Source organism: Klebsiella sp. C360 (assembly GCF_048822415.1).
Taxonomy (GTDB): Bacteria; Pseudomonadota; Gammaproteobacteria; order Enterobacterales; family Enterobacteriaceae; genus Klebsiella; species Klebsiella quasipneumoniae.
Genome location: NZ_JBMEZZ010000007.1, coordinates 60432 through 80803, shown reverse-complemented (window position 1 = coordinate 80803; position 20372 = coordinate 60432). Strand labels below are relative to the sequence as shown.

22 protein-coding genes are annotated in these 20372 nt (G+C 60.2%); 12 read left to right on the top strand and 10 right to left on the bottom strand.

What is annotated here, in order from left to right:
• Positions 1–50 precede the first annotated feature (50 nt).
• From ACOI7D_RS18845 to ACOI7D_RS18835, 3 genes are all read right to left on the bottom strand, one after another.
• On the bottom strand, positions 51–1001 hold the full coding sequence (locus tag ACOI7D_RS18845) for a phosphoglycerate dehydrogenase (RefSeq protein ID WP_085550842.1): 951 nt from the start codon (positions 999–1001) through the stop codon (positions 51–53).
• 85 nt (positions 1002–1086) lie between these two features.
• Positions 1087–1971: a dihydrodipicolinate synthase family protein gene (locus ACOI7D_RS18840; protein ID WP_109547370.1), complete on the bottom strand. Its 885-nt coding sequence runs from the start codon at positions 1969–1971 to the stop codon at positions 1087–1089.
• A 14-nt stretch (positions 1972–1985) separates the two neighbouring features.
• A complete protein-coding gene (locus ACOI7D_RS18835; protein ID WP_109547369.1) occupies positions 1986–3134 on the bottom strand; it encodes an iron-containing alcohol dehydrogenase in 1149 nt (382 codons plus the stop codon).
• Between the two features lie 184 nt (positions 3135–3318).
• Here ACOI7D_RS18835 and dtnK point away from each other — a divergent pair, with 184 nt between their 5' ends.
• From dtnK to ACOI7D_RS18820, 3 genes are read left to right on the top strand one after another with little or no spacing between them, the layout of a single operon-like run.
• Entirely contained in the window at positions 3319–4554 is a 1236-nt protein-coding gene (dtnK, locus tag ACOI7D_RS18830; RefSeq protein WP_109547368.1) for a D-threonate kinase, read from the top strand.
• Positions 4547–5533 (top strand): D-threonate 4-phosphate dehydrogenase, encoded by a 987-nt coding sequence (locus ACOI7D_RS18825; protein ID WP_109547367.1) that lies wholly within the window; start codon positions 4547–4549, stop codon positions 5531–5533. Before dtnK ends, ACOI7D_RS18825 begins: the two co-directional genes overlap by 8 nt.
• Position 5534: 1 nt before the next feature.
• The gene (locus ACOI7D_RS18820; protein ID WP_109547366.1) at positions 5535–6296 is read left to right on the top strand and encodes a DeoR/GlpR family DNA-binding transcription regulator; all 762 of its coding nucleotides are present in this window, start codon (positions 5535–5537) and stop codon (positions 6294–6296) included.
• A gap of 21 nt (positions 6297–6317) precedes the next feature.
• On the opposite strand, the gene ACOI7D_RS18815 is transcribed toward ACOI7D_RS18820, so the two are convergent.
• On the bottom strand, positions 6318–7262 hold the full coding sequence (locus ACOI7D_RS18815) for an L-lactate dehydrogenase (RefSeq protein ID WP_044522927.1): 945 nt from the start codon (positions 7260–7262) through the stop codon (positions 6318–6320).
• A 145-nt stretch (positions 7263–7407) separates the two neighbouring features.
• Here ACOI7D_RS18815 and ACOI7D_RS18810 point away from each other — a divergent pair, with 145 nt between their 5' ends.
• On the top strand, positions 7408–7890 hold the full coding sequence (locus ACOI7D_RS18810; RefSeq protein WP_023289634.1) for a GNAT family N-acetyltransferase: 483 nt from the start codon (positions 7408–7410) through the stop codon (positions 7888–7890).
• Here the strand turns inward: ACOI7D_RS18810 and ptrR are convergent.
• On the bottom strand, positions 7844–8722 hold the full coding sequence (gene ptrR / locus ACOI7D_RS18805) for a putrescine utilization regulator PtrR (RefSeq protein ID WP_109547365.1): 879 nt from the start codon (positions 8720–8722) through the stop codon (positions 7844–7846). The two genes, ACOI7D_RS18810 and ptrR, sit on opposite strands and share 47 nt — an antisense overlap.
• Positions 8723–8828: 106 nt before the next feature.
• Between ptrR and sad the strand changes: the two genes are divergently transcribed.
• The 7 genes from sad to ACOI7D_RS18770 all read left to right on the top strand — a co-directional run bounded on the left by sad (position 8829) and on the right by ACOI7D_RS18770 (position 16001).
• Positions 8829–10214: a succinate-semialdehyde dehydrogenase gene (gene sad, locus ACOI7D_RS18800; protein ID WP_064154644.1), complete on the top strand. Its 1386-nt coding sequence runs from the start codon at positions 8829–8831 to the stop codon at positions 10212–10214.
• A gap of 80 nt (positions 10215–10294) precedes the next feature.
• Positions 10295–11221 carry a glutaminase B gene (glsB, locus tag ACOI7D_RS18795; RefSeq protein ID WP_023289637.1) on the top strand — a complete coding sequence of 309 codons (927 nt, stop codon included), beginning with the start codon at positions 10295–10297 and terminating at the stop codon, positions 11219–11221.
• Positions 11221–11589 (top strand): DUF4186 domain-containing protein, encoded by a 369-nt coding sequence (locus ACOI7D_RS18790; protein ID WP_109547364.1) that lies wholly within the window; start codon positions 11221–11223, stop codon positions 11587–11589. Before glsB ends, ACOI7D_RS18790 begins: the two co-directional genes overlap by 1 nt.
• A 114-nt stretch (positions 11590–11703) precedes the next feature.
• A complete protein-coding gene (locus ACOI7D_RS18785; RefSeq protein ID WP_049014011.1) occupies positions 11704–13128 on the top strand; it encodes a GGDEF domain-containing protein in 1425 nt (474 codons plus the stop codon).
• 76 nt (positions 13129–13204) lie between these two features.
• On the top strand, positions 13205–13735 hold the full coding sequence (locus ACOI7D_RS18780) for a GNAT family N-acetyltransferase (RefSeq protein ID WP_049014010.1): 531 nt from the start codon (positions 13205–13207) through the stop codon (positions 13733–13735).
• Positions 13736–13848: 113 nt separating this feature from the next.
• Entirely contained in the window at positions 13849–15300 is a 1452-nt protein-coding gene (locus tag ACOI7D_RS18775; protein ID WP_060590741.1) for a tagaturonate reductase, read from the top strand.
• Between the two features lie 254 nt (positions 15301–15554).
• Entirely contained in the window at positions 15555–16001 is a 447-nt protein-coding gene (locus ACOI7D_RS18770) for a GNAT family N-acetyltransferase (protein ID WP_023289642.1), read from the top strand.
• 208 nt (positions 16002–16209) lie between these two features.
• On the opposite strand, the gene ACOI7D_RS18765 is transcribed toward ACOI7D_RS18770, so the two are convergent.
• From ACOI7D_RS18765 to ACOI7D_RS18745, 5 genes are all read right to left on the bottom strand, one after another.
• Positions 16210–16590: a tautomerase family protein gene (locus ACOI7D_RS18765; RefSeq protein ID WP_023289643.1), complete on the bottom strand. Its 381-nt coding sequence runs from the start codon at positions 16588–16590 to the stop codon at positions 16210–16212.
• Positions 16581–16901 (bottom strand): carboxymuconolactone decarboxylase family protein, encoded by a 321-nt coding sequence (locus ACOI7D_RS18760; protein ID WP_044522959.1) that lies wholly within the window; start codon positions 16899–16901, stop codon positions 16581–16583. Before ACOI7D_RS18760 ends, ACOI7D_RS18765 begins: the two co-directional genes overlap by 10 nt.
• A 162-nt stretch (positions 16902–17063) precedes the next feature.
• Positions 17064–17825 carry a trans-aconitate 2-methyltransferase gene (gene tam / locus ACOI7D_RS18755; RefSeq protein ID WP_087824859.1) on the bottom strand — a complete coding sequence of 254 codons (762 nt, stop codon included), beginning with the start codon at positions 17823–17825 and terminating at the stop codon, positions 17064–17066.
• Between the two features lie 206 nt (positions 17826–18031).
• A complete protein-coding gene (locus ACOI7D_RS18750; protein WP_008804940.1) occupies positions 18032–18322 on the bottom strand; it encodes a hypothetical protein in 291 nt (96 codons plus the stop codon).
• Positions 18323–18551: 229 nt separating this feature from the next.
• A complete protein-coding gene (locus ACOI7D_RS18745; protein WP_109547363.1) occupies positions 18552–19739 on the bottom strand; it encodes an MFS transporter in 1188 nt (395 codons plus the stop codon).
• 177 nt (positions 19740–19916) lie between these two features.
• Here ACOI7D_RS18745 and ACOI7D_RS18740 point away from each other — a divergent pair, with 177 nt between their 5' ends.
• Positions 19917–20363 carry a VOC family protein gene (locus ACOI7D_RS18740; protein WP_032452804.1) on the top strand — a complete coding sequence of 149 codons (447 nt, stop codon included), beginning with the start codon at positions 19917–19919 and terminating at the stop codon, positions 20361–20363.
• Positions 20364–20372 lie beyond the last annotated feature (9 nt).

The window sequence follows — 20372 nt, the reverse complement described above, 5'->3', positions numbered from 1 at the left end:
AGTAGATGTTCGTTATATTGGTGGGAATGGCAAGCTTCCCACCTCGTTACTTACAGCGAATTCATAATGTTTTCAGGTCGTTCACCGTGACAGACGCAAGTAATAATATTGTTGACGCAGCGCGCGCTAATATCGCTAATTGCGCCATCCGTATATCCAGCAATATGAGATGTTGGCGCAAAATTCGCCAGGGTAAATAAAGGGTGCGTAGCGCAAGGTTCCTCGAGAAAAACGTCAGCTGCGGCTCCGGCGAGGTGTCCTGATTTCAATGTTTCATACAACGCTTGTTCATCAACAATACCGCCTCTGGAAACATTGATCAGGAATGCCCCTGATTTCATCTGCTGTAGCCGGGCGGCATTAAACATATTTTCAGTTTCCGGGGTTAAAGGGGTATGCAGGCTAATAAAATCACTTTGCGCCGTCAGGGTATCCAGTGAGACATATTCAATCTGGTGTTCTTGTGCAAATTCTCTGTCTGGCCAGGCGTCGGTGGCGAGCACTCGCATATTGAATCCGCGCGCACGTCGCGCCACTTCCTTACCGATATGGCCTAAACCGACGATCCCCAGGGTCTTGCCATAAACATCAGTGGCAAAAATACGAGGCCAGTTGCCTGCTTTCGTTTCACTGATTGCCTGAGAAATCTGGCGGGCAGTATTGAGAATTAAGCCAAAAGCAAAATCGGCCACCGCATGTTTGTTGGCATCAGGAACGTTAGTGACAAAAATTTTGCGCTGACGTGTAGCGTTAAGATCGATGTTATCCACACCAACACCGTGTTTGCAGACAATTTTTAGCCTCGGGGCCTTTGCCAGCAGCGATTCATTGATGTCGGTGAAGGCGACAATCATCGCTATGGCATCAGGTAGATGCTGAGCCAGCAACTCTATGGAGGCATCGGCAGGCAACATGACCAGTTCCAGATCGGCCTCTTTCAGTGCCGAAATGGGCGCGTCGTCGTATTTGGCGAATGAGGGCGAGGTGCAAATTACTTTCATAACCGTTTCCTGTTTACTGGCGACAATGAGCGTCGCAAATACAAGACCTTGCCCCAACCAGTGATGGTCGGGGCGGATACGTAAATTAGTGAAGGTAGGTGTTAATGATATTTCTAATCTGCTGCAGCTGCTGGTCACTAAACTGCACCGCGTAGCGGCTGTCGCCCACCTCATGGCCCATCAGCTGCAGCGCTTTTTTCACCGCCGCGGGTGAGAACGCTACGTTGTACAGGTCGGTGCGCAGGCCCGTTACCCGCTCCTGCGCCTGGCGCGATCCGGCGATATCTCCAGCATGGAACAGCGACCAGATAGCGTTGATCTCGGCAGGCGCGACGTTGGCAAGCCCCGAGATGCAGGCTGAGCAGCCGTCGACAAACCCCTGATGGATAAGCGAGTCCGGGCCGTTGAGAACGTCGAAACCGTCAATGTCGCGTACCGCGTCAAGAAAGCCTTTCAGACTGTCGTAGCTGCCGGCGCTATCCTTGATGCCAATGATATTGTCGTGCTGCGCCAGCTTACGCGCTGTCTCCGGCGCAAGGGTGTTACCGGTGCGGGCGGGAATGTTGTAAAGAAAGAGCGGGACGCTCAGCGCGTCGGCGATCGCCGTATAGTGGTTTATCAGCTCTTCCTGCTTCAGGGGCACGAACCACGGGGTAATGGCCGATACCGCGTCAACCCCGAGGCGGGCGATCTGCTGGCCAAGCCGGCGGGTCTCCCGCGTGGAAACCTCCCCGATGTGGGCTACCACCGGCGCGCGACCGGCGGCCGCCTCCACGCAGGTTCTGGCGACGGCGATCTTCTCTTCCTCATTGAGGACAAAAAACTCGCCATTGGTGCCGCCGCAGAATATGCCGTTGCCCGCGGCGATCTGGCGCTGCACCTGCTGCTGCAGCGCTGGCAGGTTAAGGGCTCCCTCAGTGGTAAAGGGGGTAACGATGGCGGTGAGTACGCCGCTAATGGCTCTCCTCATTTGACTTTCTCCTGTTAGGCATGTTCCGGAAACAGCGTCTGGTAGATAGCCGCGATCTCTTCACGGCTGACGCTGCAGGGGGCGTTATTCATCAGGCGCTTAACGTTCTGCGCCGCCGCGCTGAGGGCGGGGATACTGTCTGCGGGAACGCCGAGCGCGGCGAGGTTATCGGGCAGCGGTAAGCGTTTGACCAGCGCCGCCAGCCATGCCACCAGCGCATGGGATTTCTCTTCCTCGCTGAGGGTGAGGTCCGCGTCGGGGATCAGATCCCAGACCTGAGCGAACTTCGCCACCGCGTGGGGGCGGACCACCCGCATGCAGGGCGCCAGCAGAATGGCGTTAGCCACCCCGTGCGGCAGGTGCCAGGTGCCGCCGAGCGGATAGGAGAGCGCATGCACCAGATGGGTGCCGGCATAGTTGATCGCCGCGCCGCCGTACCACGAGGCCCAGAGCATCTCCAGCTTCGCCGTCAGATCCTGCGGCTGATCCACCGAGCGTTCGATATGACGCACCAGCTTGTGTAAACCGATTAACGCCGCGTTATCGCTTACCGGGTTGGCCACGGTGGAGGTGAAACACTCCAGCAGATGGCACAGAGCATCGATCCCGGTCGAGGCTGCGATGCTGGCCGGCATGCTGGTGGTCAGCTCCGGCAGCAGGGCGACGTAGTCCGGGAGCAGCACCGGGGAGATGATCCCCACTTTGGTCTGCTGCTCGGGGATCGCCAGAATAGCGTTCGGCGTTGCTTCGGAGCCGGTCCCGGCGGTGGCAGGGATCAGCAGGGAGCATAGCCGTCGTTGCGGCTGTTCACCCGCCAGCAGGGCCGTCAGAGTGGGGGCTTGCGGATGCAGCAGCACCGACAGCAGTTTCGCCACGTCCAGCACGCTCCCGCCGCCAATGCCGACGACCATCTGCGGTTGAGAAGCGCCCAGCTGGTTGACGATCTCCGCCACATCCTGATGACTGGGCTCGGCAGGCACACTGTTAATGACCTCAACCTGGCGCCCGTCAGCCGCCAGCATGCGATGGATCGCCCGGGTCGCCTCCAGCGCCCCGACGTTCTTGTCGGTCACCAGCAGGATACGGGTTTTATCTGCCAGCAGCGGGAGCAGGGTCGATGAGGCGCCAGCCCCGCTGATGATCGTGCTGTGTATCGTCGCCACGCGTTTCTCCTTGGTAGTGGTTGATTGAATTCAATCATTCACGAGTCGTTCTACTCGTCTAGTGGGGAAAAGTTATAATTTATACGACGGTTTAATAACTTGAGCTTGCTCACATTTAATCAAATATGATTGAATATAATCAATTTCAGATTTGCAACGTTTACAACGACCACAAGGCAGGACAATGAAAGACGGCAATAACAGCGTGCTGGTGCTGGCAGATGACTTTACCGGAGCCAATGACGCCGGGGTCAGCCTGGCGGAGGCGGGCATGTCGGTAGAAGTGGCATTCTCCGCCGGGCAGGCGTCATCCGCCCGGGCGTTAATACTCAACAGCGACAGCCGGGCGATGACCGCCGGCGCGGCCGCCGACAAGGTCACCGCTCTGCTGCGCGGCGCGGCGCGATTCGCCCCGCGCTGGCAGATAAAGAAGATCGACTCCACGCTGCGCGGCAACCCCGGCGCCGAACTGGAAGCGATGATGACGGCGCAGGGCTGCCGGGTGGCGGTTGTGGCGCCGGCTTACCCGGCGGCCGGGCGGCATACCCGGGACGGACGCTGCTATGTACACGGGATACCCCTCGATCACACCGAATTTGCCAGCGATCCGAAGACGCCGGTTAGCCGGGCGGATATTGCCGGCATTCTCGCCATGCAGAGCCGGCTGCCGAGCCGGTCGCTGAGCGCCGCCCAGCTTCCGGGAGCGTTAGCGACGGCAGGCGAAGCGAGGCAGGTACTGATTATCGACGCCTGGGAAGAGCGTCATCTGGATCAGGTGATTGACGCCGTCGCTCCTCATGCGCAGGAGACCCTGCTGGTCGGCTCGGCAGGCCTTTGCGAGGCGCTGGCGCGCCGCCTGCGCCGCAGCGAGCAGGGGCCGCTGCTGGCGGTGGTCGGCTCGATGAGCGAGATGGCGCAGCGCCAGGTCGCGGCGCTGCAGGCTCATTCCCGAGTGAGAAAGATCGAAATTGATGTCGAACAGGCCTTTAGCGGATCGCCGAAGGAGGAAGCCTCGCGGATCGCCGAGGTGCTGCGTGAGGGTCATCACTGCGTGGTGACCACCCGCCCGAATAACGCCGTCCGGCACGGGATTGAAGCCCAGTGCCGCGAACGCGGTCTCAGCCGTGCGGCCTACGGGGAGCACATTTGCGCCTGGCTTGCCGACGTTACGGCACAGGCGGTGGCCCTGTGCCCCCCTGGCGCGCTGTACCTCTCCGGTGGCGATGTGGCCATCGCCGTGGCTCAGGCGCTCAGCGCCAGCGGTTTTCAGATCCGCGGCCGGGTCGCGGAGTGCGTCCCATACGGATACTTGCTCGGCGGCCGCTGGTCGCGGCCGGTGATGACTAAAGCCGGAGGATTCGGCACCGACACCACGCTATTACATGTTGTGAATTTTATTGAGGAGAAACTGAGTGTCTAACATCATTGCAGTCACAATGGGCGACCCGGCAGGGATTGGTCCGGAGATTATTATCAAATCCCTCGCCGACGGGGCGCTGAGCGGCGCGCCGGTGGTGGTGGTGGGCTGCGCGCAGACGCTGCGGCGTATCCTGGCGTTGAACATCACCCCGCGGGCGGAGCTGCGCATCATTGACCATCCCGCCGAGGCAAGCTTTGCCCCGGCGACGATTAACGTCATCGATGAGCCGCTCAGCGACCCGCAGGGGCTGCGTCCTGGCGAAGTGCAGGCCCAGGCCGGGGATCTGGCGTTTCGCTGCATTAAGCGGGCGACCCGCCTCGCGCTGGAGGGCGCCGTCGCGGCCATTGCCACCGCGCCGTTGAATAAAGAGGCGCTGCATCTGGCGGGGCATGCTTTTCCCGGCCATACGGAACTGCTGGCCCACCTGACGCAAACCACCGATTACGCCATGGTGCTGTATACCGAAAAGCTTAAGGTTATCCATATCACCACCCATATCGCCCTGCGCCAGTTCCTTGACACCCTCAACCAGCCGCGGATCGAGACAGTGATTGGCGTGGCGGATCGCTTTCTGCGCCGGGTCGGCTATCAGTGTCCGCGCATTGCGGTCGCCGGCGTGAACCCGCACGCCGGGGAGAACGGCCTGTTTGGCGATGAAGAGATCCGCATCGTCGCCCCCGCGGTTGCCGCCATGCGGGAGCAGGGAGTGGAGGTAACCGGCCCCTGTCCGCCGGACACGGTGTTTATGCAGTGTTATGAGGGGATGTACGACATGGTCGTGGCGATGTATCACGACCAGGGGCATATTCCGCTGAAGCTGCTGGGATTCTATGATGGGGTCAATATCACCGCCGGGCTGCCGTTTATCCGCACCTCTGCGGATCATGGCACCGCGTTTGATATTGCCTGGACAGGTAAAGCGAAGTCTGAGAGCATGGCAACCTCCATTGAGCTCGCCATGCACATCGCGCAGGAATAACATGAAGGGATATAACCGGTTAGAGCAGATTATGGACTTCCTGAAAAGCCATAATCTGGTGACAGTCGACCAGCTGGTGGCGGCGACCAACGCCTCGCCAGCCACCATTCGCCGCGACCTGATCAAACTCGATCAGGAAGGGGTGATCAGCCGCACGCACGGCGGGGTGACGTTGAACCGGTTTATTCCTGCCCAGCCGACGACGCTGGAGAAAGCCCAGCGCAGCCCGCTGGAAAAGCAGGCGATCGCCAGCGCGGCGGCAGCGCTGGTGAAAGCCGGCGACGCCATAGTGCTCGATGCCGGCACCACCATGATTGAACTGGCGCGGCAGATCACCCATCTGCCGCTGCGGGTGATCACCAGCGATTTACATATCGCCCTGTTTTTGTCGGAGTTTAAGCAGATTGAAGTGACGATTATCGGCGGGCGCATCGATGACAGCAGCCAGTCGTGCATCGGCGATCACGGCCGCCGCCTGCTGCAGACCATCTGGCCCGATCTCGCCTTCGTCAGCTGCAACGGCTGGGACCTTGAGAAAGGGATCACCGCCCCGACGGAGGAGAAGGCCGCCCTGAAACGCGATCTGATGGCCAATGCCCGCCGGCGCATTCTGCTGGCGGACAGCTCCAAATACGGCGCCTGGTCACTCTTCAACATTGCCCCGCTGGAGTCGTTGACCGATATCGTCACCGACGGCCACCTGCCGGAAACGACCCGCGAGGCGCTGGTGACCCTTTCCCCTCAGCTGATCATTGCCGACTGATCCAGACGCCGCCGTCTGCCGTCAGGGCAGACGCGCGATATTGGCTTTGATCACCGCAACCGACTGGCTGAACTTCGCCTGTTCTTCGCCGGCCAGCCGCAGTTCGATAATCTGCTCCACGCCCCCCTGGGCCAGCACCGCCGGCACCCCAGCCGCCGCGCCGCTGACCCCGTACTCACCGTCAAGAATGCAGGAGACCGCCAGCGCGCGGTGGCTGCCGGTAAAAATATTGCGGCAGATCTCGGCGATGGTGCCTGCCACGCCATATTCCGTACAGCCTTTGCCGGCGTAGATCTCAAACCCCAGCTTGCGCACTTTGTCGGCCATCGCCTCCCGGTCGAGCGGCCGGCCGGTGCGTTGCTGGTAGAGGTCGGCGATCGGCGTGCCATATACCGAGGAGTGCGACCATACCGGAAACTGGGTATCGCCGTGCTCGCCGAGGATAAAAGCGTCGATGCTCTGGGCGCCAATGTTCAGCTCCTGCGCCAGCAGACGGCGCAGGCGGGTGGTATCCAGCCAGACGCCGGTGCCCAGCACCTGGCTGCGCGGCAGGCCGGAGAGCTGCCATACCTGCCAGGTGATGATGTCACACGGGTTGGTGGCCACCAGGAAGATGCCGTTAAACCCGTTGGCCATCATGGTCGGCACAATGCTCTTGACGATTTTCGCGGTAGTGGTCAGTTCATCGAGACGGCTCTGGCCGGGGCGCAGCGCGCCGCCGGAGACGGTGATCACCGCGATGTCGACATCGGCGCAGTCGCTGGCCTCGCGGGTGGAGATGGTCATCATCCCCGGCAGATAGGCCGCGGCGTCGCTGAGGTCCTGAGCGTGGGCCTCGGCGCGCGGCTGGTTAAGGTCGACGAGGATCAGCTCCTCACAAATGCTCTGGTTGAGCAGGGCGTAGGCCGCTGACGCGCCGACGTTACCGGCGCCAATAATCATCACTTTACGGGCTTTGGTGCGCATATTCAGGTCTCAAAAACGGACGGCAGGGGATAAAGTTACTTCGTTTCAGTTAGTTAGCGCAAGTGGCGGGCGGCAATATAAGTTAATGCTATGGCGGAAAACGTTCCGGGGCGCGCTACAGTGGCGTAAAAAAAGGAGCTCACCTATGTATACCATCACCGACATCGCCCCCACCGACGCCGAATTTACCGCCCTGATTGCCGCCCTCGACGCCTGGCAGGAGACACTCTACCCGGCGGAGAGCAATCATCTGCTGGACCTCGGCCAGCTGCCGCCGGAGACAGTGATCGCCCTGGCGATCCGCAGTCCGCAGGGCGAAGCCGTTGGCTGTGGGGCTATCGTCCTCAGCGAGGAAGGTTTTGGCGAGATGAAGCGGGTCTATATTGATCCACAGCATCGTGGGCAACAGCTGGGAGAAAAGCTGCTGGCGGCCCTGGAGGCGAAAGCGCGCCAGCGCGACTGCCATACTCTGCGCCTGGAAACCGGCATCCATCAGCATGCGGCCATCACCCTCTATACGCGCAACGGCTATCAGACCCGCTGCGCGTTTGCTCCCTACCAGCCCGATCCGCTCAGCGTGTTTATGGAGAAACCGCTGTTTGCCGATCTTCGTTCAGCAGCGCTATAAACGCTTCCAGCTGGCGGGTTTTGGCGCCCCGGCGCCACACCAGCCAGGTGGTGAGCCAGCGCCACTCTTCCGCCAGCGGCCAGGCGGAAACCTGCTGATGGCCCGGCATACTCTCCAGCATACTGCGCGGGATCAGCGCCAGCCCGGCGCCGGCGATCACGCAGGCCAGCATCCCGTGATAAGACTCCATCTCATGGATCCGGCCCGGAGTGGCTCTGTCGGCATGGAACCAGCTCTCAAAATGCCGGCGGTAGGAACAGTTGGCGCGAAAAGCGTAGACATTAGCCCCGTTCACTTCGCTGGCGCGGGCGATGGGCGCGTGGCCGTAGGGGGCGACGATCATCATCTCTTCAGGGAACACCGGCAGCCCCTCCAGGCCCGGGTGCACCAGCGGTCCGTCAACGAACGAGGCGCTCAGGGCTCCCTCCAGCACGCCGTCGATCATCGTCCCGGAGGGGCCGGTGGAGAGGGCGAGATGTATTTTCGGGTAGCGCTGATTAAAGTGGGCCAGGGTGGTGGGGATCCGCACCGCCGCGGTGCTCTCCAGCGAACCGAGAGAGAAGAGTCCCTGGGGTTCGTCGCCCGCCACTACCATTCGCGCCTCGTCCACCAGGGCGAGGATCTGCTGGCTGTAGCGTAAGAAGCTGTGGCCCGCGGGCGAGAGGCGCAGCCGCTGGTTCTCGCGGATAAACAGCTCAACGCCAAGATCCGCCTCCAGCTGGCGGATGCGGGTGGTGAGGTTGGACGGCACGCGATGCACTTTCTGCGCCGCCTGGGTAATGCTGCCGGTGCTGGCGACGGCGTTAAACATCTCTAGCTGAGTCAGGTCCATACTATTCTTCTTTTGTGAATGCGTTGCTTAATATTATTCATTTTCAATGAATGGAAAGGTAAGCCAGAATACGTTCACTTCGCAAGCAACGAGAGAGAGAATAACGATGAATTTATCTGCAACGCACGCCGTCTCCGTCAACCCGACTACCGGCGAGGTGGTCTCCTCGCTGCCGTGGGCCAGCGAAAGCGAGGTCGACGCGGCTATCGCTCTCGCCGCGGCGGGCTATCGCCAGTGGCGTCAGACGCCGCTCGCCGCACGCGCCGACGCGCTGCGCCGCATCGGGGCCGAGCTGCGCGCCCGCGGTGAAGAGGTGGCCCAGACGATCACTCTCGAGATGGGCAAACCGATTGCTCAGGCTCGCGGCGAGGTGGCGAAATCCGCCAATCTCTGCGACTGGTATGCCGAACATGGCCCGGCGATGCTGGCGACCGAAGCCACCCTGGTGGAAAATAACCAGGCGGTGATCGAATATCGTCCGCTGGGGGCCATTCTGGCGGTGATGCCGTGGAACTTCCCGGTCTGGCAGGTGCTGCGCGGCGCGGTGCCGATCCTGCTGGCCGGCAACAGCTACCTGCTGAAGCACGCCCCGAACGTGATGGGCAGCGCCCGCCTGCTGGGCGAGATTTTTGCCGCCGCCGGCCTGCCGGAGGGCGTGTTTGGCTGGGTCAACGCCACCAATGACGGCGTTTCGCAGATTATCAATGACGACCGCATCGCGGCGGTGACCGTCACCGGCAGCGTCCGCGCCGGGAAAGCGATTGGCGCTCAGGCGGGCGCGGCGTTGAAGAAATGCGTGCTCGAGCTGGGGGGATCCGATCCCTTTATCGTTCTGAACGATGCCGATCTGGATGAAGCGGTGAAGGCCGCCGTCACCGGCCGCTATCAGAACAGCGGCCAGGTGTGCGCCGCATCGAAGCGCTTTATCCTCGAAGCCGGCATTGCCGAGGCCTTCACCCGCAAATTTGTCGACGCCGTCGCGGCGCTGAAGATGGGCGATCCGCGCGACGAGCAGAATTACGTCGGGCCGATGGCGCGATTCGATCTGCGCGATGAACTGCACCAGCAGGTAACGGCGACCCTCGATGAAGGCGCAACCCTGCTGCTGGGGGCGGAAAAAATCGAAGGGGCGGGCAATTACTATGCGCCAACGGTCCTGGGCAACGTCACCGCCGGCATGACCGGCTTCCGCCAGGAGCTGTTTGGTCCGGTCGCGACCCTGACCACCGCCCGTGACGCAGACCATGCGCTGGCCCTCGCCAACGACAGCGAATTTGGCCTGTCGGCAACGGTCTACACCACCGACGAGGCGCAGGCCCAGCGCTTTGCCCGCGAGCTGGAGTGCGGCGGTGTCTTCCTTAACGGCTACTGCGCCAGCGACGCCCGGGTGGCTTTCGGCGGCGTGAAGAAGAGCGGTTTTGGTCGTGAACTGTCGCATTTTGGCCTGCATGAGTTCTGCAATGCGCAGACCGTCTGGAAAGACCGTCGCTAATCTGCGTTTGCCCCTGACGACCGTCGTTCTCGTCTGCTATACTCGCCCACCAAAATTCGACGGTGGGCAAGGAGCCGCGTGTGGCGACGGTGATCAATAACGCAATGCTGGAAGCCATTCTGGCAGAAATCAGGCCGCTGATTGGCCGCGGTAAAGTGGCGGATTATATTCCGGCGCTGGCCAGCGTCAGCGGCGATAAGCTTGGCATCGCTATCTGTACGGTGGACGGGCAACATTTTGCCGCCGGCGATGCCCATGAACGATTCTCCATCCAGTCGATCTCCAAGGTATTGAGTCTGGTGGTGGCCATGAACCACTATCAGGAAGAGGAGATCTGGCAGCGGGTGGGGAAAGATCCCTCCGGTCAGCCCTTTAACTCGCTTCTGCAGCTCGAGATCGAGCAGGGCAAACCGCGCAACCCGTTTATTAACGCCGGGGCGCTGGTTGTCTGCGACATGCTGCAGAGCCGGCTCAGCGCGCCGCGCCAGCGAATGCTGGAGATTGTCCGCCGCCTGAGCGGCGTGGCCGATATCGCCTACGATCCGCTGGTGGCCCGCTCTGAGTTTGAGCATTCGGCGCGCAACGCCGCTATCGCCTGGCTGATGAAATCCTTCGGCAACTTCCATAATGATGTCGCCACCGTGCTGCAGAACTATTTCCACTACTGTTCGCTGGAGATGAGCTGCGTCGAGCTGGCGCGAACCTTTCTGTTTCTCGCCGACCGCGGCATCGCCCCGCATCTCGAAACGCCGGTTATCGCGCCGATACAGTCCCGCCAGGTGAATGCCCTGATGATGACCAGCGGCATGTACCAGAACGCCGGCGAGTTTGCCTGGCGCGTCGGTCTGCCGGCGAAATCGGGCGTCGGCGGCGGAATTGTGGCGATTGTGCCCCAGGAGATGGCGATCGCGGTCTGGAGCCCGGAGCTTGACGAGGCGGGGAACTCCCTGGCCGGCGTGGCGCTGCTGGAGAAACTGACTCAGCGGCTGGGGAGGTCGGTGTTCTGATGGTCGATCAGGATCGATTATTTGCTCGCCTGGCGCGTTCGACGTTTCGTTCACGCTTCCGGCTGGGAATGAAAGAGCGGCAATATTGCCTCGATAAAGGACCGGAGGTCATCGACCAGCATGCCGCCGATTTTATCCGTCAGCGGCTGGCGTCCGCCGCGCCGGCCAATGATGGCAAGCAGACGCCGTTGCGCGGTCACCCGGTGTTTATCGCCCAGCACGCGACCGCCACCTGCTGTCGCGGCTGCCTGGAAAAATGGCACGCCATTCCCCACGGCCGCGCGCTGAGCGAGCAGGAGCAGCGCTATATTGTGCAGGTGATCCACCGCTGGCTGGTGCTGCAGATGAACGGCCCGTCTGTGCGCTAATTTGCATTTGATCGGCGCCGGAGTATGCCTGATAAATATTCTCATGTTATGATAATCCGCTAACTAACTATTAACATAATAATTGCCTGAAACAATTAGACGGATAATTACTGAATGTCTTCACTGTCGATTCGGTCATTTACGCTGTTTCGTGAAGAACAACCCGTGCGCGATGCACTGGTCTTATTTACGTTAACGCTATTGCTGCATTTTCTGGGCGCGATGTTGCGTCTGGTGCAGGAGCTCTCTTTCTTCTGGCCGCTCAACGCAGTGATGGCCGGGATCTTTGCGCGCTACGTATGGCTTAATCGCAGCTATTTTTATGCCGTCTGCTTTGCGGCAATGCTGGTCTATGACGGATTAACCTCGCGCTGGGGAATGGGCTTTGCCTCATTGCTGATTAACTTCTCCAATATTGTCTTTATTGTGACCCTGGCGCAGCTGGTGCTGTGGGATAAACGACGCGCCGACTCGATGCCCGGCCCGATTAACGCGCTTAATTTATTCTGTTTCTGTCTGTTAGCCGCGCTGCTGTGCGCAGCGGTCGGCGCGTTGGGGTCGGTGGACGTCGAGCGCGCCACCTTTATTCCCCAGCTGGCGGACTGGTTTAGCGAGCAGTTCTCGACGGCGGTGCTTATTCTGCCGTTTATTCTGACCCTGACGCTGCCCTCCGCGTTAAGCGGTTTTCGCTTTCGCCAGCTGCTGCCCGCGCTGGCGCTGGTGCTGTCGATTGCCCTCGGCGTGGCGGTGGGCGGCGCCGGCAGCATTACCTTCCCGCTACCGGCCCTGATCTGGTGCGCCGTGCGCTATCCGCTGCCGCTGACCTGCCTGTTGACCTTTCTCACCGGCATCGGCGAGATACTGCTGGTGGCCAACTCGTTAATTCACTTTTCGCCGGATACGCGAATGCAGCCGTGGCAGCTGTTCTCCACTCGCCTGGGGATCGCGGCGATGCTGATAAGCCCGGTGATCGTCGCCTCCAGCGTCGAGGCGATCAACATGCTGGTGAAACAGCTGGCCCTGCGCGCTGATTTTGATTTCCAGACCCGGGTCTATTCCCGTTCCGGGCTGAGCGAGGCGCTGAAACGTCAGGCCTTGCCGGCCGGTAAACTACTGACGGTGATGGTGATGGACATCGATGGCTTCAAAAGGGTGAACGATGCCCTGGGCCATGAGGGCGGAGATTGCGTACTGACTCAGTTTGCCCAGCAGGTCAGGCAACTGGTGGGCGAGCAGGGTATGGTCGCCCGTATAGGCGGCGAGGAGTTTGCGGTCGCCGCCGTGGTCGACAGCACCCAGCAGGGTTATCTGCTAGCGGAGAAGATCCGCCACGGCGTAGAGTCGCAAGCTTTCGGTTGGGGACATAACCCGATCCACCTGACCATCAGTATGGGACTGGAGACACGCGAGGTGGGCCAGGCCCGTATTACCGAGCTGTTTAACCAGCTGCTGCTGGCGGCGGACGATGAAATGGTCAAAGCCAAACAGACAGGCCGTAACCGCATCTGTATGCCGACGCTGACGGAAAGCGCACCATAAGAAAATCCTATAAGTGTTATGCTTGTGTTAATGCTTGGTTAAAATATAGTGATGTGGTCAAAAACAAGGAGCTATTATGATCACATCATTTTCACTGCGCACGTTATCGCGCGACGATATTCTTCATCACCTTCCGGCATTAAGCGATATCCTGGCGAGCTGCGTGAACGGCGGCGCCTCGGTGAGCTTTATGCTGCCTTTCAGTCAGCAGACGGCGACGACCTTCTGGCAACATGTCGCCAACAGCGTGGCGGCCGGGGAGCGCATCGTGCTGGCCGCCCTTGACGCTGAGGAACGTCCCGTCGGCACCGTGCAACTTATCACCAGCCAACCGGAAAACCAGCCCCATCGTGCGGACGTGGCCAAACTTTTGGTTCACCAAAATGCCCGTCGCCTGGGGATTGCCAACGCGCTGATGGCGGAGCTGGAGCAAACCGCCCGGCGGGTAGGTAAGACGGTGCTGGTGCTGGACACGGCGACCGGCAGCGGGGCGGAACAGTTCTATGTCCGCTGTGGCTGGGAAAAAGTGGGCGAAATTCCGCGCTATGCGCTGATGCCTGACGGTGCAATGACCGCCACTTCACTGTTCTATAAGTTTCTTGCCTGACGGCGGTTATTACAGAATCCTTTGATCAAAACAGGGTTTCACTGGTAGTAAAACCTGATAAGTTATTGGACCAATTACTCAGGTTGTATGACTACTCTTAGAGGGAACCCATTGTGAAAACGTTAAACCGTCGTGATTTCCCCGGCGCGCAGTACCCTGACCGTATCATCCAGTTTGGAGAAGGTAACTTCCTGCGCGCATTCGTTGACTGGCAGATTGACCTGCTCAACACGCATACCGACCTGAATGCTGGCATCGTGGTCGTACGTCCTATCGCCACCGATTTCCCCCCCTCCCTGAATACCCAGGACGGCCTCTATACCACCATCATTCGCGGTCTCAACGAGCAGGGCGAAGCGGTGAGCGACGCGCGGCTGATCCGCTCGGTCAACCGGGAAATCAGCGCTTACGCTGACTACGACGCTTTTTTACGTCTGGCGCATAACCCACAGATGCGGTTTGTCTTTTCCAATACCACTGAGGCGGGCATCAGCTACCATGCCGGGGATCGGTTTGATGACGCGCCGCCGGTAAGCTATCCGGCAAAACTGACCCGCCTGCTGTTTGAACGCTACCAGCATTTTGCCGGCGCAGCCGATAAGGGATGGGTGATCATCCCCTGCGAACTGATCGATTATAACGGCGAGGCGTTGCAGACGCTGGTGCTGCGCTATGCCTCCGAGTGGCAGCTGCCGCAGGCCTTTATCAACTGGCTGACGTCGGCAAATACCTTCTGTTCCACGCTGGTGGATCGCATTGTGACCGGCTACCCGCGCGATGAAGTGGCGGCTCTGGAGGCGCAAACCGGCTATCAGGACGCTTTCCTCGATACTGCCGAGCACTTTTATTTGTTCGTTATTCAGGGGCCCGCCTCATTAGCCAGCGAGCTGCGACTCGATAAGCTGCCGCTCAATGTGCGCATCGTGGACGATATCAAGCCCTATAAAGAGCGCAAAGTGGCGATCCTCAACGGGGCGCACACCGCCCTGGTGCCGGTGGCCTTCCAGGCCGGGATCGACACCGTCGGCGAGGCGATGAACGATGCGGAAATTTGCGCGTTTGTCGAAAAGGCGATTTATGACGAGATTATTCCGGTGCTGGATCTGCCGCGCGATGAGCTGGTGTCATTCGCCAGCGCCGTGACCGGGCGCTTCCGTAATCCCTATATCAAACATCAGCTGCTCTCGATCGCTCTCAACGGCATGACCAAATACCGCACCCGCATTCTGCCGCAGCTGCTGGCAGGGCAGAAGGCGCATGGCGCGCTGCCGCCGCGCCTGACCTTCGCCCTGGCGGCGCTGATCGCCTTCTACCGGGGAGAGCGGGAGGGGACAAGCTATCCAGTACAGGATGATGCGGAATGGCTGACGCGCTACCAGACGCTTTGGGCCCGCCATCGTGACGGCCAGATATGCACCCGCGAGCTGGTTTCCGCTGTGCTCAGCGTGGAGTCCCACTGGGAGCAGGATCTCAGCCAGATCCCCGGCCTGGTGGAGCAGGTCGCCGCTGACCTTGACGCTATCCTGACCCGCGGTATGCGCGACGCCGTCAGGCCGCTCTGCTGAGAGCGGAGTCTATTCACCCGGCTGCGGCCGGGTTTAATCGCAATCGAATTAGTTACAACATACTTTTTTATTAGCCAGATACAGCCGGTCGGCAGCCTCGCTGCAAAAGGCTTTTTAGTGCCAAATCGCCCTGCACAGGGGGAGAATTGTGGTTAAGCCGCTTGAACAAATACCTGCGCAGGAAAATAATGGCCTTAACACATATTTCCTGCCAATGTTCGCAGGCTAATTCATTCATCTGTAAGGAAACTCGCATGGTCATCGATATCCGGGAAGTTCGGCCGCATGACAAAGCCGAATGGCTTCAGCTCTGGGAAGGCTATACCCGCTTCTACGGCAGCCCGCAGCCGGAAGAGGTGACCGAATGCACCTGGCAGCGGATGCTGGAGGTGAACTCATCCGTGCTGGGCAGAGTCGCGGTGGTGGATGATACCGTGGTGGGGTTCGCTATCTGCATTCTGCACGAAGGCACCTGGGTCACCACGCCGATCTGCTATCTGGAGGATCTGTTCGTCGATCCTGCCTTCCGCGGACAAGGCATTGCCAGAACGCTGATTAAGTCGCTGCAAACCGAAGGGGCTGAGAAAGGCTGGTCACGTCTGTACTGGCATACTCGCCGTGATAATCCCGCCCGCCACCTGTATGATGAATTCACCCCGGCTGACGATTATGTGCGCTACAGGATCACCCTCGACTCCTGAAGCGATAAGATGTTGTTAAGCTTTTCCCGCTATAACAGGGGAAACAGGCTCAGGAGAAGCAACGATGGAAAAACGTCTCGAAACAGTGGTCAATCTGATAATGTTTCTTTCGCTATTGGCGACGGCCTGGGATCTGTCACTGGTGCATCATCTCGCCTGGTAGCAACAAAATAGCCTGAATCGCGGCGCCCTGCAGGCGCCGCCTGTTTTATTCACCCGCCATTATGCCGGCGCTGAAACTCCAGTCCTCCAGCTGGTTAAACTGGATCACCACCATCACGTCCTGCGGGCTGACCGCCATCTCATCGGCTAACCGCGCGCACAGCCGACGGTAGAGCCCCTGTTTCTGTGCCCGACGGCGCGGCTTCCCGGCGAAAATATGAAACAGCACGAAGCGGGCGCTGCGCCCGCCGCTGAGATAATGCGGGTCGTAAATGCGCTGTCCGTCGGCGGTCTGCTCGATAAACTGAAATTTGTCCGCCGGCGGCACGTCAAACTCCGCCACCAGGCATTCATGGAATAGCGCCGACAGTTGAGCAAACTCCGCGGGACGCCAGGCCGCGCCAAGCGAAATACGAGTCAGAGGCATGGCGCCTCCTGCGCGTTCAGGCAGGTCAGGGCGCTGGCCGCCGCCGGCCAGCCGGCGTAGAACGCCAGGTGGGTAAACAATTCGACCATCTCCTCCTGGCTCAGGCCATTTTGATAGCCGTAGGCGATATGCCAGGGCAGTTGCTCCGTTTTGCCCAGCGCCGTCAGGGCGGAGAGGGTGATTAAGCTACGTTCGCGGAGCGACAGCTCGCTGCGCGCCCAGATATCGCCAAACAGCACCGTTTCGGTCAGTTCGGCCAGTTTTGGCGCAATGGCGGCCAGCGTGTGGCGATCGACAGAGGGGGTATGCATAGTGACTCCCGTTACAGGTTGAAGTGATCGTCACTGTCGCACGCTGAGGAATGTGTTGAATATCGCAATGTTCAGGATAGTTAATCCTGAAAATCAGGATGGTCAGCTGGCCCGCTCTTATTTTTGTGTTGGTTATGTTTTACGACTTGCTCAGGCCAACCGTCAGGCGGCTCTTTTTCGCGCCACGATAAACAGACGCGGGAAGCGCAGAAGCACCATTCCGTTACACTGTAACGGATAGTGGTCGGCCAGCAATGCCAAATAGCGGGTCAGAAAGGCGCTCCTGGCCGGTTCATCGAGGCCCGTCAGATAAGGTCGCAGTCCGGTGCCCTGCAGCCAGTCGACGATTGCCTGATGGGAAGCGAGCGGATGAAAATAGGTGGTGCGCCAGATATCAACTTCACAGCCCTGACGGGTGAGCAGATCGTACCAGGCGTCCGGCGGAAGCAAGGGCTGGCGACCACGGTCCGGTAATCCCAGCTCGCCGGCGACCTGACGCATCAGAGTATGGGAGGGCTCCTGCCAGTTATCCGGCATCTGCACCGCCAGCGTACCGTTCACCGCCAGCTGGTTCACCAGATGCGGAAACAGCGTCTCATGATCCGCCAGCCACTGCAGCGAGGCGTTGGCATAGATCACGTCTGGCGGTTGCGCAGGCCGCCAGCTGGCGATATCGGCCTCGATAAACTCACAGTCAGGTAAGGCCTGCGTCGCCTGGTCCAGCATGGCCGGGGAGTTATCGATACCGACGATCGCCGCCAGCGGCCAGGCGGCACGCAGCAGGCGGGTACTGTTGCCCGGCCCGCAGCCGAGGTCAACGACGCTCTCGACCTGCAGGTGAGCGATACGGGAAAGCAGGTCAGCCGCCGGGCGGGTGCGCTCAGCGTCAAACTGCAGATACAGCGAAGGGTTCCAGTCGGCCATCGGGCGTTGTCCTGTGTAAGGGAGACAGGGCAAAGCATAGAACGCCCGGGGCCGCCTGTCAGGGGGAAATGATCCACTGCAGCATCTGCCTTGCGTGACAGTGTCACCGATAAAATAACCTTAGCAGGCTATCCCGTGCGTGATGGGCACATTGTCAGGGAGTAAGCGGATTGGGCAGCATCTGCGCCCGCAACGGGCGCAGTGGCTTATTCGGCGTTCTTGAGCGCTTCGGCGCGGCTGGCGGTGGCGTAAACAAAATCCAGCATCGGCTCGAGATCGGTATCGTAGCCGGCCTGAATAATCTTCCCGCGCAGCCATTCGATTTCACTGGTGATATCGGGAGGGAAAATGTTGTTATCCTGCGCCCGGCGCAGCCATTTCAGCAGAAAGTTGTTCTTTCCTCTGATACCGCCCGACTTTTTCGACTTTCCGTGCATCTTCAGCGCGACCAGGACGCAGTAATAGAAATGAACGCGCTGATTAAAACTTTGGTGCATGTCTGTGTTTCCCGCCAGAATCAGGAATTCACCGTGTGGGTCAGTGATTCGGATTGGACTACGGCGGCGGGCCGGATCGTTGCGCGATCTCTGTTGTTTTCCGCCACCGTCCTTGCATCTGTCGCCAGACGCTGAAGGGGATGTTGGCACGGAAGCCGAATCGTCGTCAATTGCCGATTCGTTTTTTGCCGGTGTCGGCGGCCCGCGGCGTTCCGCGAGCCGGGCCTGGCTACGTCCTGACCGCGGCCCGCTGTTGCAGATATACGCGTAAAATCAGCAGGAAAGCGAACACTACGACGATTGCCGCCAGCAGATACAGGGTGGCGAGATCGTAGTACCCGGCGATCCAGCCGGCCAGCGGCCCGGTCAGCCCCAGCGCGAGATCAAGGAACGCCGAGTAGGTGCCAAGGGCGGTGCCCTGGTTTTGCTCTTCCACCTGTTTTACCGCCTCAACCCCCAACGCCGGGAAGACCAGCGAAAAACCCGAGCCGGTGAGAAAGGCGCCGATCCCCGCCACCCAGGCCGACGGCGCCAGCCAGATAAGCAGCAGGCCGAGACATTCGATGACGAAGCAGGCCAGGGATACCGGGACCCCGCCATAGCGAGTGATGGTGTTCCCCAGCACCAGGCGAACACAGATAAAGCCGACGCTGAACAGCGAGAGGGTAAACGCGGCACCCTGCCAGCTGTGCGCGGCAAAGTAGAGGGTGATAAAGGTGGCAATAACGCCGAAACCAACGGTGCCAAAGGCCAGCCCCAGCCCATAAGGCCAGATTTTGCGCACCACCGCGTGAAAGGGCGCTCTGACGCCGGCGGTCACACTGACGTCCTGCCGCGTGCGGGCGAACAGCAGGCCGATGGCGGCGACCAGCACCACCACCGTGGCAAAGCCGCTGATGCCGAAATACTGGTTCAGGGTGACCCCCAGCGGCGCGCCGACCGCCATCGCCACATAGGTTGCCACGCCGTTCCAGGAGATCACCCGCGACGTATGGATCGCGCCGACGGTTTTGATCCCCCAGAGCGTGGCGCCGGTGGCGGTAAAGCTTTCGCCGACGCCAAGAAATACCCGGCCCGCCAACAGCGCGGCAATCGCCAGCATCGGCATCGCCTGCAACATTACCGCCAGCAGCGTGAAGGCGCCGCTGAGCAGACAGCAGACGATCCCGAGGCTAACCACTTTTTTCGGGCCCCAGATATCGGTGTAGCGCCCGGCGTGCGGCCGGCTTATCAGCGTCGAGATGTACTGCAGGCTGATCACGATCCCGGCGACAAAGGTGCTGTAGCCCAGCTGATAGTGAATATAACCCGGCAGAACGGCCAGCGGCAGACCAATAGAGAGATAACAGATACAGGTAAAAACAACGATCGAAATGATGCGCAGATTAAGTTGCGTGGTGCTGACGGAAGTGCTCATAGGGATAAAGGGTTAATACATAGGGATGTTTAGCATAACGCGCCGCGAAGAGGCTGGCGAGTGGCGAGGGCGTTTTATCCGTGATCGATGGCCTCGCCGCCGTCATTAACGGTGTTGCCGCTGACGCCGGCTTCGGGGCATGATGACGGTATCTTGCCGCCGCCTTGAGGAGAGTATATGTCCCAGGAATTCGCCGATATTGACGTTATGTTCATTGCGGGCTTCGGCCCTATTACCCAAAGCACCTCGCAAAGCCGTGATTTCTATTGTCAGGCATTGGGATTGCCGCTGAAGCCGATGCCGGGTAACGAGGCGTATCTGCTCAGCGAGCAGGATGCCATCGGCGGGGTGAAGCATTTTGCGCTGTGGCCGCTGGCGCAGGCGGCGCAGTCCTGTTTTGGTCAGGAGCAGTGGCCGGAGACGGAGCCGGTGCCGCAGGCGTGGATTGAATTTGAGGTCCGCGACCTTGCCGCGGCGACGGCGCGGCTGCAGCAGCAGGGGTACCACCTCCTTGTTGCCGCGCGCGACGAGCCGTGGGGGCAGACCGTCACCCGCCTGCTCAGTCCGGAAGGTCTGCTGGCCGGGCTTACCGTGACACCGTGGCTGCGGGCGGAACAGGCTTAACGCCCCCGC